The sequence below is a fragment of the Loktanella atrilutea genome, assembly GCF_900128995.1.
GTDB lineage: Bacteria > Pseudomonadota > Alphaproteobacteria > Rhodobacterales > Rhodobacteraceae > Loktanella > Loktanella atrilutea.
In genome coordinates this window covers 23803-38213 of sequence record NZ_FQUE01000017.1, presented here as the reverse complement: position 1 = coordinate 38213, position 14411 = coordinate 23803, and the positions used below count along the sequence as shown (strand labels likewise).

Below are 14411 nucleotides of genomic sequence, written 5' to 3'. Positions count from 1 at the left end.
CAGGATTGCAGAACGCCGGATCGAACACGTAGTGGTTTGCCATCGCAAGGAAGCGCATGTTGACCTGCCGGTCCTTCCCGCGGCCGACGCGGTCAACCGCGGTGCGCATGTTATCGTAGATGCCACGCTCCGGGACGCCGCCCAAGACCCGGAACCCATGCCAGTGGGCATCGAACAGCATCTCGTGCGTTTGCAGCAGATAGGCCCTGACCAGAAAGGCCCGGCTGTGCGACAGCTTGATGTGGGCAACTTGCAGCTTCGTCCGCTCGCCACCCAAGACCGCAATCCTCGCTCCAGTCGAACTGGAATGCCTCGCCCGGACGAAACGACAGGGGCACGAAGGTGCCGCGCCCTGTCGTTCGCTGATCCCGCTGCCGATCGGCCCGCCAGTCACGGGCAAAAGCCGCAACCCGCCAGTCACGGGCAAAAGCCGCAACGCGATTGTAGGACCCGTCAAATCCGAGAACCACCAGATCCGCATGCATCTGCTTCAGCGTCCGCCGCTGTTTGCGCGACTTGACGGCCTCCGTCTTCAGCCAGCCAGCCAACTTCTCAGCGAAGGGATCGAGCTTGCTATGCCGTTCCGGCGTAGCGAACTGCGGCTCGATCGTGCCTGCGTTCAGATACTTCTTGATCGTGTTGCGCGACATGCCCGTGCGACGCGCGATCTCGCGCAGGGGCAACTTCTCGCGCAAAGCCATACGTCGGATGATGTTCAAAAGTCCCATGTGTATTACTCCAATGTCCCCCGCTACGCATGCCGCTGGGGGAAGGGTCACATGGGTCAATTCTCAATGGAAATTACGCCGCTACCCGGGTCACTTCTGGGTGGAAATCAACAAGGACCTTCTGCATGTGCTGAATATGGGCTGCGGCGTATTCGACCAGTCTTTCGCGCTGCCGCATGTAGGCCTGCAGGGTGGCGATCTCGGCCTCGGGACGGAAACTGCCGCGCAATAGGCCATAGGAATGAAGCTGTCGCAGCCATCCGGCGTCGCTGACGTCGGTCTTCCGGCCTGGCACATTTTTGGCGTAGCGCGCGTTCACCGGGATCACGTTGAACCCGTGCTGCTCGAGAATCTCGAAGGCCGGGATCCAGTAGACCCCGGTGGATGCCATCGCCACGCTGGTCACGCCGCAGGATCGGAACCAGACGGCCAGATCGTTCAGGTCATGCGTGAAGGTGCCGAACGCGCGCACGGGCATAGCCGTGCTGTCAGGGTTCACCGCCGCCATGTGCATCTTCGATCCGATATCGATCGCGGCCGCGCTGGGATTGACCATCTTTAGGTCCGGGTGGCCACCGGTAGACTCCTTTGCCATGATCTATCCTCCGTTGGGGCGTGGGTCGTGCAAGTCCGTCATCATCCTAATTGGGATCGCCGTCGATACGGTGTCACCACTCTCAAGTGCGCATCAGTCCATGTGCCACGTTTTTTAACGGGGTCTGACCCTCCAATAAGCCATCGGCAACTGCCATTCGGACGCAGCATAGCACAGGCTGTTACTACCCCGCACAGGCGGGCTGCGACCCAGGACGGTTTTTTAAGATGTCGCGCTCCTCCGTCACCCGTGCCAGTTCCCGCTTCAGACGCCGGATCTCTGCATCACTCGATGCATCGCCCGAGACGACGTTTGCGAACTTCTTCTTCCACACGTAGAGCGAATACGCGTTGACGCCGAGGCGATCGGAAACCTCCCTGACCGGGTAACCCCGTTCGATGATCTGCGCGACCGCGTCCCGCTTGAATTTGTCACTGTAAGTGTTGCTGCTCATCATGGCCTCCTTGCTTAAGATTTAGCTAAGAAGGCGTCCACGATAAACGGGGCTATTCATGGACCACCACACAGAAGCTGAAAGCTAATCCGCGAATTACGACTTTCGTTCGCTTTCTGCTGCGGCTGTCGCTGAATAAGCTACTTCAGTTGTGGAAGAACATGCTGCCGGGAGACATGAGTCCGATCGGCCCCCGTTTGATGATGCTCAGCCAGACTAATTTTGTGGCAGGGGCCTCTAGCTTCTTGGCCAGTGTGGTTTCTCGACACAGATTAGGTTCGGAACGTGTCCATCGTGACAGACTTGCGCATCCTGATTGCCACGTTCATTATTATGTTTCGTGGAACGAGATACTGAGTTCACGCCACTCACCGGAATATTTAATGCATTTTCAGCCCTCGAGTTGTAAGATGGCCGTAAGCTGAATCAGCATCCTTTTCAAATCAGGCAATGCATTGACCATAACCTTTTCGACCCGACCAGCCATGGCTGTCATGATCCTGTCTGCCACGCTAATGCTGACAGGCTGCAAAACTAGCGAAGAAAGGGCGGAAGACTACTATAAGTCCGGTCTGGCACTGCTGGCGGCTGGCGATGAGTCACGCGCCATGATTGAATTTCGCAACGTCTTCAATCTTGATGGTTTTCATTTCGAGGCGCGTCAGACTTATGCAAATCTGTTGCTCAAGCAAGGGGATGTGCGGCAAGCTTACAGTCAATTCTTGCGCCTCATCGAGCAATATCCCGACACGCTGGTGGTACGTCAGCAACTAGCAGAAATCGCGATTGATCGGGGTGACTGGGCTGAGGCGGAACGTCATGGGCAGGCAGCTATCGACCTAGGCCCGGATGATCCCAGGTCTCAAGCGATTGCTATCGTGCTGGCCTATCGCAAGGCCATGGTGGATGGCGACGCGGTTACTGCCAACGCGGTTGCGGAGAATGCGCGTACACTGCTGGCCACCCAGCGGGCAGCTGGCGTGACTCAAGGTAACGCGAGCCTGATCCGGGTCGACTTGGACAACTTGATTAATGGCGACCGTACCGAGGAGGCAATCGCCGCAGTGAACGCGGCCTTAGCCTCTGACCCGTTGAGCCTGAATCTGCAGATGATTAAGCTGCAGTTGCTAAGTCAAGGCACCGACATGGCCGCGGTTGGTGAGCAGCTGAAACAGATGTCAACGCTGTTTCCCGACAATGTAGACGTACGTCAGAATCTAGTTCGTTGGTATGTCAGCCAGAACGATAATGACGGTGCTATCGCATATTTGCGCAATCTAGCAGGCCCTATAGACAGCAGGGAAACTGATGGCCATCTGACAGTCGTGGAATTCCTGCGCGCCACGCAAGGTCCGGATGCGGCCCGCGTGGAACTGACTGCCCTGCGCGACGCGAATATGGGAACGGAAGCCGGTCGTCTATATGCCGGAGCCCTAGCCGCGCTAGACTTCAAGACGGGTGCGACTGAGTCTGGAATCGCGCAGATGCGTGAAGCCCTGGATGGTGCTCCGGAGAGCGAGAAGATGCGGCAGCTACAGGTCGAGCTGGCAAAAATGCTGGACCAGACCGGAAACCGTGACGATGCGGACACCCTCGTGACCACGATCCTAGCGGCGGATTCCAGCAACGTCGAGGCGCTGAAGCTGCAGGCGGGCTGGATGATTTCTGACGACAAGACTGGTGATGCTATCGTCGCCCTGCGTCGGGCGCTGGATCAGAACCCACAGGACTCACAGACCCTGACATTGATGGCGCAGGCCCACCAGCGCGACGGTGACATGGCCCTTGCGGGGGAACGTCTTGCAGCGGCGGTACAGGTGTCTAATGCGGCCCCGGCCGAATCTCTGTTTTACGCCGACTTTCTGGTCAGCCGCGATCAGGTAACGGCAGCGATCAGCGTGCTCGAGGACGCCCGGCGGCAGGCGCCCGACAACATCGATGTACTGACCAGCCTTGCCGATCTCTACATAAAGAACCGTGATTTTGCCTTGGCACAGCGCACCATCGACGATCTGCGCCAGATTGACAGTCCCGCTGCGCAGACCGCGGCGCCACTGCTGCAGGCGGCCATCTTGCAGGGGCAGAATCGCACAGCCGACAGTCTTGCAATTCTCGAAACGCAGGTCACTCCAGACACCGTCTCATCCGACTCAGCCAGTGTCCGCGCCGTCGTTCTAATCCTGCAGACCCAGATTCGCGCCGGCAAGATCGCCGAGGCGCGCAACTACCTCGACGGTCTGTTGGCAGCCTCTCCCGACGATGCCAATTTGGCCATGATCGACGCCAGCCTGTCTTCGCTCGAAGGCGACATCGCTGCGGCCGAAAAGAAGTATCGCGCCTTGGTCGCCCGCTTCCCGCAAAGCGAGCTGCCGGCGCAGTTCCTTGTCGGGCTCATGATGGCTGACGGCCAGATAGAAGACGCGGCACAGGTCATCGAGGCGGCCCTGCCCGTTGTCGACAACCCGTCCACGCTGCTGCTGATCAAGGCGGGGATTCTGGAGAAGGCCGACAGGATCGACGAAGCCATCGCCGTTTACGAAGATCTTTACGCCCGGAACAGCGATAACATCATCATCGCCAACAACCTAGCTAGCATGATCGCCAGCTACCGCGACGACGACGAGAGCCTGACGCGGGCCGCCACCATCTCCCGGCGCCTGCGGGACACGACCGAGCCTGCCTTTGCGGATACCTATGGTTGGATCACCTTCAAGCGCGGCAACGTCGACGATGCCCTGCCCTATTTGGAACTTGCAGCCAATGGTCTGCCAGACGATGCGCTGGTGCAGGTGCATCTGGGCTTGGCCTATGCCGCCAAGGGCCAGACCAAACAGGCCCGGACTGTGCTAACCCGCGCCGTCGAGCTGTCGGCAGGTCGCACCCTGCCCCAGTTCCAGACGGCCAGGGATACGCTTGCCGGCTTAGCCAACGCTGCCCCGCAGAATCCCTGACGGCGGCACGAGCACTTGAGAATGTTGCAAGTCTGGCACTACTGCTGGGCTCGTCGCGTGCATAAACGGACCAGACCATTTTTCCGTTGGTCCTCATAAGGCATGCGCTTAGACAGACTTGAAGCTTTATAAGCTGCCCATCCCGGGAGATATCGAGATGACCGACATGACAAAGCCGTCCCACACCGACCCGCGCTGCCTGCTGGCCTTGATGATCGGGCTGTGCCTGACCTTGGTTACGGTCTTTGGTGCAGGCCCCCTTGCCGCGCAGCAGACCTATGGTCTGCGCGCCGGGGACACGCTGCGGGTCGAGGTGCTGGAGGACCCCAGTCTGAACCGCAACGTACTGGTCGCCCCCGACGGGCGCATCAGCTTCCCCCAAGCCGGCACCCTCAGCGTCTCAGGCCGCACAATTGATGCGGTGCAGGGCGATCTGGTCGGGCGGCTGGCACCCAGCTTTGCCGCACCTCCGACGGTGTTCGTGTCGCTCGAGAAGCTGGCCGAGCGTGAGGTGCGCCCCATTGTGCAAGCTCCGCCGGCCCCCCCGGCCGAGGACCCGGTCATTTCCGTCTATATAGTGGGCGAAGCCAACAAGCTGGGCAAGATCGACGTCGCCCCCGGCACCACCGTTTTGCAGATGTTCGCCATCATGGGCGGGTTCACCAAGTTCGCGGCGACCAAGCGCGTGCAACTGCGTCGCGCCGATGCCCGCGGCATCGAGCAGGTCTATACCCTGAACTATCCGGCAATCGAGGCCGGCGTGATCTCGGCCGGGCGGTCCACGCTGGCGGACGGCGATGTTATCGTCGTGCCGCAGCGCCACCTGTTCGAATGAACCCTGTCGGGGCTTCCGGGTCGCGAGGCAAGGTACCCCTAGACAGTCCGACGTTGAAGACAAGGATGATTGCGTGACATCTCTCCGCCCTGCCTGTGTTGTGGCGATATGCGCCGCGGCCGTCCCGACGGTGATGACCGGTCAAACCTATGAGACGGGCGGCATCCAGTTGACCTTCGGTGCAGCCTTGGGCGTCGAGGCGACGGACAACGTCGAATTTACGGACACCGGACCGAAGGCGCGCGTGACGCCCTATGCGGGGCTGACCTTCGGTCTGTTGACGGCCACGCCCGCATCATCCTTTGCGATCGACGCTGCCGCCGACGTACGGCGCGCCGCGGCGGGCACCGATGTCACCATCGCATCGCCGCGTCTGTCTACTAGCTATGACCGCAGCAGCGCAAATGCGACCTTGAATCTGTCGGCCAGCGTCCAAAGCAACGATTTGTCGCAGCAGGATGTAGCCGTTTTCGATCCCTTCACGGGCCTAACCGGTTTCATTACCGGCGATGCGACCCGGCGCGCCACGACCGTATCAGGCAGTCTGACCTGGGGTCAGACCACGCGTGCGACTTACGGGATCGGGGCGACCTACGTCGACAACATATATACCGGCGGCACCGCCACGGGGCTGGACGGCACTGGGCTGGAGGATAATAGCCGGCTAACGTTGGACGGCACAGCGTCCTTCGATCTAACCAAGGCCGCGCAGTTGCGGACCAGCTTGCGCTACAGCATCTTCGAAACCCCCCAAGCCGCCGACCGGAGCGAGACCCTGACCCTCAGCACCGGGATCAGCATCGACCGCCCCCTTGGTCCACTTACGGCGGGCGTCGCTATCACCGATCTGAATGAGGGGCAGGAATACAGCCTGTCCTTCGGGCGTAGCCTGGCTCTGCCTGCGGGGGCCGTGTCAGGAAATGTCGGCGTGACCCGCACCTTTGACGACCAGATCCTGCTGACCGCCCAACTCGGCGCCCGTCGCGAGCTGCCAAACGGCAGCCTGAGCTTCGATCTGTCGCGACAGGTGTCGTCTCTGAACGAACAGGATACGTCGCAGGTGACGACGCAGGTGTCCGGCAGCTACGATCGGGCGCTGACGCCCCTGACCTCGCTGCAGATCGGCTTCGATCTGGCGCAGGCCAAGGATGTCGGGTCCGATGCCACATCGCTCAGCGCCGGCCTTCAGGCGAGTGTAAGCCGCGCACTGACCGAGGACTGGGCCGCGCAGGCGGGCTATCGCTATCGCAGTGTTGACGACACGCCCGGCGACACTGCGCAGTCCAACACAGTCTTCGTGGAACTGCGTCGGACTTTTGTGACGCGCTACTGACGCCCCATCTTGGCGTAAATCCGGTCGTATGCGGCCAGCAGCTGCGGTTCCGTATGAGTCCATGACAGGTCGTTCAGCACCCGCTTGCGCCCCATGGCTCCCATGCGTGCCCGACCGTTGGGATCGTCCATCAGCTGCGCTATCTTTTTGGCGAAATCGATGGGATCGTTGGCGCAGGCATAAAGCCCCGCATTGCCCGCGGACACGCGACCTTCGGTAAGGTCGAACTGCACCACCGGCTTCTCTAGGGTCATGTATTCCATGACCTTATTCATGGTTGAGATGTCGTTCATCGCGTTTTTAGGATCCGGCGACACACCGATGTCAATCACGTTCAGTGCCGCCAGCAGATCTTCGCCATAAAGCGCGCCGGTAAAGGTGAAGTGATCCTCGAGCGCGTGGGCCGCCACGTCGCGCTGTACCTCTTCCAGATGCGGACCGAAGCCCACGATCAGGAAATGCACATCCGTCCGGCCCAGTTTGCGGATCAGGTGATCGGCGGCCAAGACCAGCAGGTCCATGCCTTCCTGTTGACCGATCACGCCGACATATCCCATGACGGTCCCTGCCCCCTTGCGCATGTCGGGATTGCCGGGACCGGGAATAAAATTCTCAATTCGGGGGGCGGATCGGACGACGAAGACGTCGTCGGGGTCCATCTGGCCGCGCCGGATTGCAATGTCGCGGAAGCTGCCGTTGGTGGCCATCGACACGCTGGCGGTGGCAAAGGTCAGACGTTCCCAGATTAGCATGACGCGATACAGCAAGCCCTTTTTGCCGAACTTTGCCTCGAAGAGCTCGGGGCAAACATCGTGATGATCGAACATGTAGCGCACGCCCCACAGGCGATACCATAACGCTAGTAGAAAGATCAGGTCTGGTGGGTTGCAGCCCTGGATCACGTCGAAAGGGCGGCGTTTCCACACGACACCTGCCAGCCGGAACCAGTGTCGAATTGCGTGGCCATATTCTCGAGCATAGGCCACTGCACCGGAATGCGCCTCCGGCGGCTCGGTGTGGCGGTGGATGTGCACGCCTTCTATCACCTCATGGCGCGCGGTCCAGCCGCGCCCCATTGGGCAGATGACGGAAACGTCGTAGCCGGCCTGCTTCAGCGTGGTGGCTTCCAGCCAGACACGACGGTCCAACGGAACGGGCAGGTTTTCAACGACGATCAGAATGTGGCGCTTGGTACGGTCGGTCATGCAGATCCAGGACAGCTAAAAGGTCTTCTGATCCGATGCTTATCCGGATGACAAGACAAAACTGCGACGAAGGTAAGGCACTTCCTCCTCTGCCCTGCCTTTAGGCAGACGACTTACCGTATTCGCGCTGCAGCAGGCTGACCGCGTATTCCAGCGTTTCGCCTAGACCCCAGCCATTGGCATCGGCGACGGCGCAGAAATCTTCGATCGTGTCCGGCCGGGCCTTGAGGTTGAACTGAGCGTTGCGCCCGGTGCGGCGCCTGCGGACCGGCTTCGCTCCCCCTGCCCCGCCGGCGGTATCGGCGGGTAATGACGCGACCTCGCGGCTGCGGAACCCTAGGTCCTCGGCCGCCTTGCGGCTGGCCTGCGCCTCGGGCGGGGTCCGAGCCGGTGCGCCCACGGCCCATTCGGTCGGATTGAAATCGTCCAAATCATTGACAAAGCCCAGGGCGGCGCGCTTGCGTTCCATCACGCGGCCCCCCGCTGTTGCAGACTGGCCTTCAGTTGCGTTAGCACCTCGGCAGTAAAGGCCTGCGCATTCTTGTGGGCGTTTTCCAGATTGGACACCTGCGCCGTGGGCAAATCACGTAGCAGCCCACCATAGTCGAAGATATCGCGGTAAGCCGCACGTTCGACGATAGGCGTGGCGAAGACGGGGATGCCAGCCTCGGCCAGTTGCTGGCGCACGTTCTTGTAGGATCGGGACGCAACGGCGGCGCTGGTCCGAGTCATCAGCACACCGTGCGCAATGGGCCGGCGCGCCATGCGTTCTTGGTTGCGGATTAGGCGGATTGTTTTGGCGGCACCCTTGGCGTCCATCGATCCGCCCTGGGTCGGGATCACGACAAGGTCTGACATTCCAATAGCATTAGCAACCATCAGGCTGGCGGTGCCTTCTAGGTCAATAATGACAAATTGCGTGCGCGCCGCGGCGGTGTCGATCTGCTCGACGATGCCGTCTTCGGTCACGTCGGTGATGATGCGAATGTTGTCGGGCTTGCCCGGCAGCGCCGCCCATTGAGAAATCCAGCGTTCGGGGTCTGCGTCAATGATGACGATGTCGGCCTTGCGGGCCGCGAGTTCGGACGCCAGCAGCAATGCGGCGGTCGTTTTGCCGGCCCCGCCCTTGGGGTTAGCGAAGGTGATGACGGGCACAGTCTATCCTTTCCGAGGCACATATTGATCATATGGCGGCTGGCAGACCACCATATATTGCTAACAAGATGTGCTGTGTGTGTAAACTGGTAGCGACCAGATAGCTTTCCGATAGATCGCTGTACGCTTCCGGATTTCTATCGGAGAGCGATCGACCGAGATAGGGCAAAGCAGTGTCATATGTTCTGTGCTAGCTTAGTGATATCCTCAAGATATGATATTTAGCTGTAAGCTATCCAATATTATGTAGATATCTAATAGCTTGCAGCTATCTAATAGCTTGCGGCTATCTAATAGCTTTCAGCTATCCGATATTTAGTAGTTAACCGATAGCTGTGGTTCATAATTTCTGTATTAAAGGTCGGAAATCCGTCCGGGTGAACTGTGTTCTTGTGTCAGGGGATAAGGAACGGATCAGTCAGTATCCTCTGCGTTCGCATCGCGACCAGCAGGGTGATGACGAAACTGACGGCTCTGCCGATGATATAGAGCGCCATCAAACCGGCAGGCTGACGCCACACCACAGGCCGATCAGAATGAAGGCGACGACTCCGGTCACACCTCCCAACATGCTTGCGATGATCATATCGACTCCTTCCGATGTTAGATGCGCGGAACGGTCGAATCAGAAGGCCACGCAAGTGCGGCTGAAATAAGCCGAGACAGGGGGAGCTGTGGGAAGACTGCCGCAAAGTTTATCTATCTGTAAGGCCAGATCATTGCTGCGAAGGCACCGGTCAGGAAACCGCCCGTGTGGGCCTGCCAGGCGACACTGGTGCCGGTGGCAACCCGACTGACGAGATCCGACGCGATCAGGATTACTGCGATCACGACCAGACGCAAAAGACGCTGGGCCAGACGTGTGTGGCGCGTGTCCGACCAGAACAGTCGACTGTCCACGCCGTAGACTCCCAGCAGACCGAACAGCGCCCCCGATGCGCCGACCATGGCCGTATGCGGGCTCCCCAGAATGTCGAAGATCATGGCCGCGCCGACCCCCGCCATGACGAAGAACAAGGCGGCGTCGCCGGCCGACCGGGTTCCCGTTACCAGACGCCAGAGCCAGAGCAGCCCGATCATGTTCACCACCAGATGCGACAGGCCGGTGTGCAGAAACATGTAGGTCATGAACATCGTAAAGGACTGCCCCGGAAAGCGGCTTAGCCTGCTGTTGACCAGATCAGACTGGAACGATCCCAGGCTGAACGCCATTTCGCGCAGTCTCGCAGGCCCCACCATACCGTGGTCGTTTAGCTGAAAGACCAGCTCTGGCAGGATGCAGAGCGTCAACAGGACCCAGACCGGTGCGGTCAAGGCCCGCACCGGGGCAGGGGAGGGGGGTATCGTCATGGCACCCGTTGTGGCCCCACCGAGGCCACGGTGACAAGATGCTATTCGGGAATGAACCGGGGCAGCCGGGGCAGCAGGTCCGCCATGAAACCTTGCAGACGGGCATCGGCGGCCGCCTCGTCTTCGCCTGCGGCGATCGGCGTGACAAAGCGAACCAGCGCGCCGTCCGTGCGCCCTCTGGTCAGGCTGTCGTAGACCACGTCGATCTTGGCCATGTAGTCGTTGGTCATCCGCGTGCCGCGCTGTTCGAACCAGTAATAGACCAGCTGCCGCGTCAGGCCCTTTTCGATCACGGCGCGGTTCACCTCAAAGGTGCCGTAGACCGTGTCCGGGAAGGACACCGGCGACTGGTCGATCGAAAAGATCTCCCACCCGCCGACGGGGAGGCAGACCTCTGGCGAATGGATGCCGGCCCCTTCGGTCTGCTTGTCATAGTAGGCCGAGAAGAAATTCACGTAGGTATCTGGTGCAGCCGGGTTGGTATAGACCGCGTTGATGTAGTCCGACGCCTTCAGCACCAGTTCCACGTCGGGCTCCAGCGGGATGATGTAGGAATTCCAGCCCGCAACTTCGCGCGGGAACATGGAAAAGCGGTCGCGGTCGGGCATGACCCGGTCCGGCGGCGGCGTCAAGATGAACAGGGCCGAGACCGTGAGCGTGATTACGATCGCCGCGATCACGCCGCGGGACGGGGCCATGGACAGGATGCGCCCAGCTTGTGCGCCCAACCCGTCGAAGTCCATGTCGATGGTGTCGCGCAGGCCCAGTGGGCTGGGGGTCAGGCGTTGCAGCAGCACGGCCGTCAGGAACAGAATCGCGATACAGGCACCGAAGATCACCCAGCCTTCGAAGAAGTGTAGGAAGCCTTCAGCCTGGCCGATGCCGTAGCTGTTGACCAGCACGCCGATCATGCCGATCCGGAACGAGTTCATGAAGATGGTCAGTGGCGCTGCCATCAGGAACATAACGACCTTGTGCCAGAACGGCCCGCGATACAGGATCGCAAACAGATAGCTGAACGACAGGATCGGGAACAGATAACGCAGGCCCGAACAGGCCTCGGCCACCTGCAGCTTGTAGATGCCGAGGTCGATGACATTGCCTTCGAGGAAGACGGGGATGCCCGCCATCTGGATAAACCAGACGCCAAGTTCCGACGAGACGAGCTGCAGGAAGATCGTCAGTTTCCAGTAGATGAACTGGGGCAGTGGCAGCATGAAGACCAGATGTAGCACCGGGAGTTGATGGGTGCGCCCGCGCGCCCAGCCAAAGCCTGTCAGCACGACCCCACCGACCCAGACGATAAAGGCATAGGCCACGATGTCCGGGATCTGGACCAGATTGCCGAAAATGCCCAAAACAAGACCCAGTACAATCACTATGATGCCCGGTATCCGGTTGACGGGACCCGCAACGGGTTGTTGTGGGCCGTGCCGCAATTCACGCAGGAATAAATAAAGCGAGATCAGCGGAATCAGCGGACCATGGCTGTATTCCGGCGTCATCCAGGCCGCCACCAGCAACTGGAAGCCGAGCCAGAAAACAGGTAGTGCAAAAGCCAGAAGGGCGACAAACAGCAGCAGGCCGATCGGATTGAAAGACTGTGCCCTTGTCAGGGCAAGCCGGCGCATACTGTCAGTATCAGACATCGGGTGGAACAGTCTCCTGGATGCAATGGATGCACGTCTGAGGTTGGTATACCTACATTGCGGCTTCTTTTAGCAATATAGGTGGCAAGTATCTAGGCAGCGAACTCATAAAACTCGATCCATAGCTTGACGGACGCGAGTTTGATCATCGACAAGAAGTTGCGTGATGTCTTCTCATATCGGGTTGCGATGCGGCGGAAGGAGGCTTTGAGCCTGCCGAAGAACCGCTCGATCTTGTTGCGTTCTTTGTAGAGGACGGGGTCGAATTCGGCGGGTCTTTTTCGATTGGCTTTGGGCGGGATCACGGCGATGGCACCTTGTTCCCAGATCATGTCTCTGATCCAGTCGGCGTCATAGGCTTTGTCTGCGAGCACATATTGGCCAGGCTGCAGGTTGTCCAAAAGTTGCTTGCAGGGCGGGGTGTCATGGGCTTGCCCGAGCGTTAACTCGTACCGGATCGGCAACCCATTTTGGTTTGTAACCGCATGAATCTTCGTGCTTAATCCGCCCCGAGAGCGACCTAAACAGCGGCGAGGGTCTTTTTTTAACGTGGTTGATGCGTGGTGCGCGCGGATCGATGTGCCGTCCACCATGACGGTGTCCACGTTGTGAACTTCGGCGATCGCCTCCATGATCCGGTCCCAATGGCCAGCATAGCCCCACCGGTTGAAGCGGTTGTCGACCGTGGTCGGCGGGCCGTATTCGCTCGGCAAATCCGCCCAGGGAATGCCCGTGCGCAGGACGTAAAAGATACCGTTGATAACGCGCCGATCATCCACGCGCTTTTTGCCGCGAATTTTTGTCGGGCAGGACGACCTTAATAAACTCCTACTCCAAATCGCTCATATCCGACCGCGCCATTGCCCTGCTCCCAACTGGTGGCTTTCAGGAAATAAATCACAAGATCATGTGTTTGATAAGTATTTTATGGGTGTGCTGCCTAATAGCATTTGTGTGTCGGCTCGAATGTGATTGCCTTACTGTCGACAGGTCGCAGTAAGGGGTTCAACCCTTACGAGACGTCTTGAAGAGGCGGCTATCCCCCGCGACCGGCGTGGCGGTCACGCGAGAGCGAGATCTTAACCGGGTCAGAATGGCCGCTTTGGCATGCATGGCCGGAGATTCGATCAGGTGCCAGGAAAGCATGGACAGTAGCAGGGTCGGCGGCAGCGAATACATGACGTTCTCGAACGCGCTCTGCGGACCGAAAGCCCATACTGCAGCCCCCTGCAAGGGAAAGGCGTAGATGTATATCCCGTAGGAATAGTCGCCCAACCGGTTATAGGCGCGTATCGCCCCGCCCGGAACATATGCTACCCAGAACGTAGAATAGCCGATCGCTAAGGCGACGGCGGCCGGATAGGCAACACTGTCCTGCAACAGCCAAGCCAGACCGATTGTGAGCGCCACACCGACCGGCGACAAAGGCAGCCTGTCGCGCCAGATGTAGAAGGCGACTCCTATCGCGAATGGCATCGACAGCCCCAGAAGACCCCTGACCAAGGGGTGCAGTGTGGGTGCAGCAAGCGCTACCCATCCCCACACCAGCACATAGAAGCCTAATGTCAGCGCAGCCTTCTGCCGAGTCTGCCAGAGCCCCAGCACCCCGGCTAAAAATACCGCAGCGTAACACATCACCTCATGGCGAAGAGTCCAGATCGACCCGACGACAGAGGGAAAGGGCTGATCGACAAAGACACCCGGCAGGACGTAAACCAGAGGGAACAGAAGAACATCCCGAATGACGAAGGCATAAGGGGCGGATTGAGCAAGGTAGTCACCGACCGGCAGGCTGGTTACTACAGGTCCCAACAAAAACGCCACCAGAAGCAGATTGACCACGAGCCCCGGAAACAGGCGCAACCCCCGTGCCAGAACGAAGCTCATGCGTGAAGAGCTGCGTTCAAAACTTGCGGTGATGAGGAATCCGGAAATCACGAAAAACAACATGACCGACAGCGATCCAAGCGAATAATCGGTTGCGGCCGTCAGTGGTTCGATTGCATCCGGACCCGCAGTAAGAGGCACCGCATGTGATACCAAAACTGCCGTGGCGGCCAGCATGCGGATCAAGTTCAGATTGTTGTCCCGCCCTTTGGCGCGCATTCCCAGATATATCATCCCGCACCCTTTCTTACCGCAGCCTTCCTGACCGT

The 14411-nt window shown here is 59.5% G+C and carries 11 protein-coding genes and 3 pseudogenes; 4 read left to right on the top strand and 10 right to left on the bottom strand.

The genetic code is table 11. The features are described from left to right. The 3 genes and pseudogenes from istA to BUA54_RS18875 form a co-directional block, all read right to left on the bottom strand. Positions 1–728, bottom strand: a pseudogene (gene istA / locus BUA54_RS18885) (IS21 family transposase); the annotation flags it as partial. Positions 729–801: 73 nt separating this feature from the next. Beyond that, a complete protein-coding gene (locus tag BUA54_RS18880) occupies positions 802–1323 on the bottom strand; it encodes an IS110 family transposase (protein ID WP_245810801.1) in 522 nt (173 codons plus the stop codon). Positions 1324–1543: 220 nt separating this feature from the next. Beyond that, positions 1544–1780, bottom strand: a pseudogene (locus BUA54_RS18875) (transposase); the annotation flags it as partial. A 71-nt stretch (positions 1781–1851) separates the two neighbouring features. Between BUA54_RS18875 and BUA54_RS18870 the strand changes: the two are divergent. The 4 genes and pseudogenes from BUA54_RS18870 to BUA54_RS18855 form a co-directional block, all read left to right on the top strand. Beyond that, a pseudogene (locus BUA54_RS18870) lies at positions 1852–2202 on the top strand (sugar transferase); the annotation flags it as partial. Positions 2203–2262: 60 nt separating this feature from the next. After that, a complete protein-coding gene (locus BUA54_RS18865; protein WP_072858809.1) occupies positions 2263–4728 on the top strand; it encodes a tetratricopeptide repeat protein in 2466 nt (821 codons plus the stop codon). Between the two features lie 157 nt (positions 4729–4885). Then, positions 4886–5563: a polysaccharide biosynthesis/export family protein gene (locus BUA54_RS18860; RefSeq protein ID WP_245810800.1), complete on the top strand. Its 678-nt coding sequence runs from the start codon at positions 4886–4888 to the stop codon at positions 5561–5563. Between the two features lie 73 nt (positions 5564–5636). Further along, positions 5637–6896 carry a porin family protein gene (locus BUA54_RS18855; RefSeq protein WP_143155525.1) on the top strand — a complete coding sequence of 420 codons (1260 nt, stop codon included), beginning with the start codon at positions 5637–5639 and terminating at the stop codon, positions 6894–6896. Here the strand turns inward: BUA54_RS18855 and BUA54_RS18850 are convergent. The 7 genes from BUA54_RS18850 to BUA54_RS18820 form a co-directional block, all read right to left on the bottom strand. Continuing rightward, entirely contained in the window at positions 6890–8101 is a 1212-nt protein-coding gene (locus BUA54_RS18850; protein WP_072858807.1) for a glycosyltransferase family 4 protein, read from the bottom strand. The two genes, BUA54_RS18855 and BUA54_RS18850, sit on opposite strands and share 7 nt — an antisense overlap. A gap of 100 nt (positions 8102–8201) precedes the next feature. Next, complete coding sequence (locus tag BUA54_RS18845; RefSeq protein WP_072858806.1) at positions 8202–8570, bottom strand: hypothetical protein; 369 nt, start codon at positions 8568–8570, stop codon at positions 8202–8204. Then, positions 8570–9256, bottom strand: a complete 687-nt coding sequence (locus BUA54_RS18840; protein WP_072858805.1) for a ParA family protein — start codon at positions 9254–9256, stop codon at positions 8570–8572. The genes BUA54_RS18845 and BUA54_RS18840 overlap by 1 nt, the downstream gene beginning before the upstream one ends. Positions 9257–9955: 699 nt before the next feature. Then, positions 9956–10606, bottom strand: coding sequence for a rhomboid family intramembrane serine protease (locus BUA54_RS18835; RefSeq protein WP_084114641.1), 651 nt, complete (start codon positions 10604–10606; stop codon positions 9956–9958). A 41-nt stretch (positions 10607–10647) separates the two neighbouring features. Further along, positions 10648–12255: a VPLPA-CTERM-specific exosortase XrtD gene (gene xrtD, locus BUA54_RS18830; protein ID WP_072858803.1), complete on the bottom strand. Its 1608-nt coding sequence runs from the start codon at positions 12253–12255 to the stop codon at positions 10648–10650. Between the two features lie 92 nt (positions 12256–12347). After that, positions 12348–13116, bottom strand: a protein-coding gene (locus BUA54_RS18825; RefSeq protein ID WP_425434987.1) for an IS5 family transposase whose coding sequence is annotated in 2 segments (ribosomal slippage) — positions 12348–13085 and positions 13087–13116 — 768 coding nt in all. Because the reading frame shifts where the segments join, the coding sequence is not laid out codon by codon here. Positions 13117–13260: 144 nt separating this feature from the next. Next, a complete protein-coding gene (locus tag BUA54_RS18820; protein ID WP_072858801.1) occupies positions 13261–14376 on the bottom strand; it encodes an acyltransferase family protein in 1116 nt (371 codons plus the stop codon). Positions 14377–14411 lie beyond the last annotated feature (35 nt).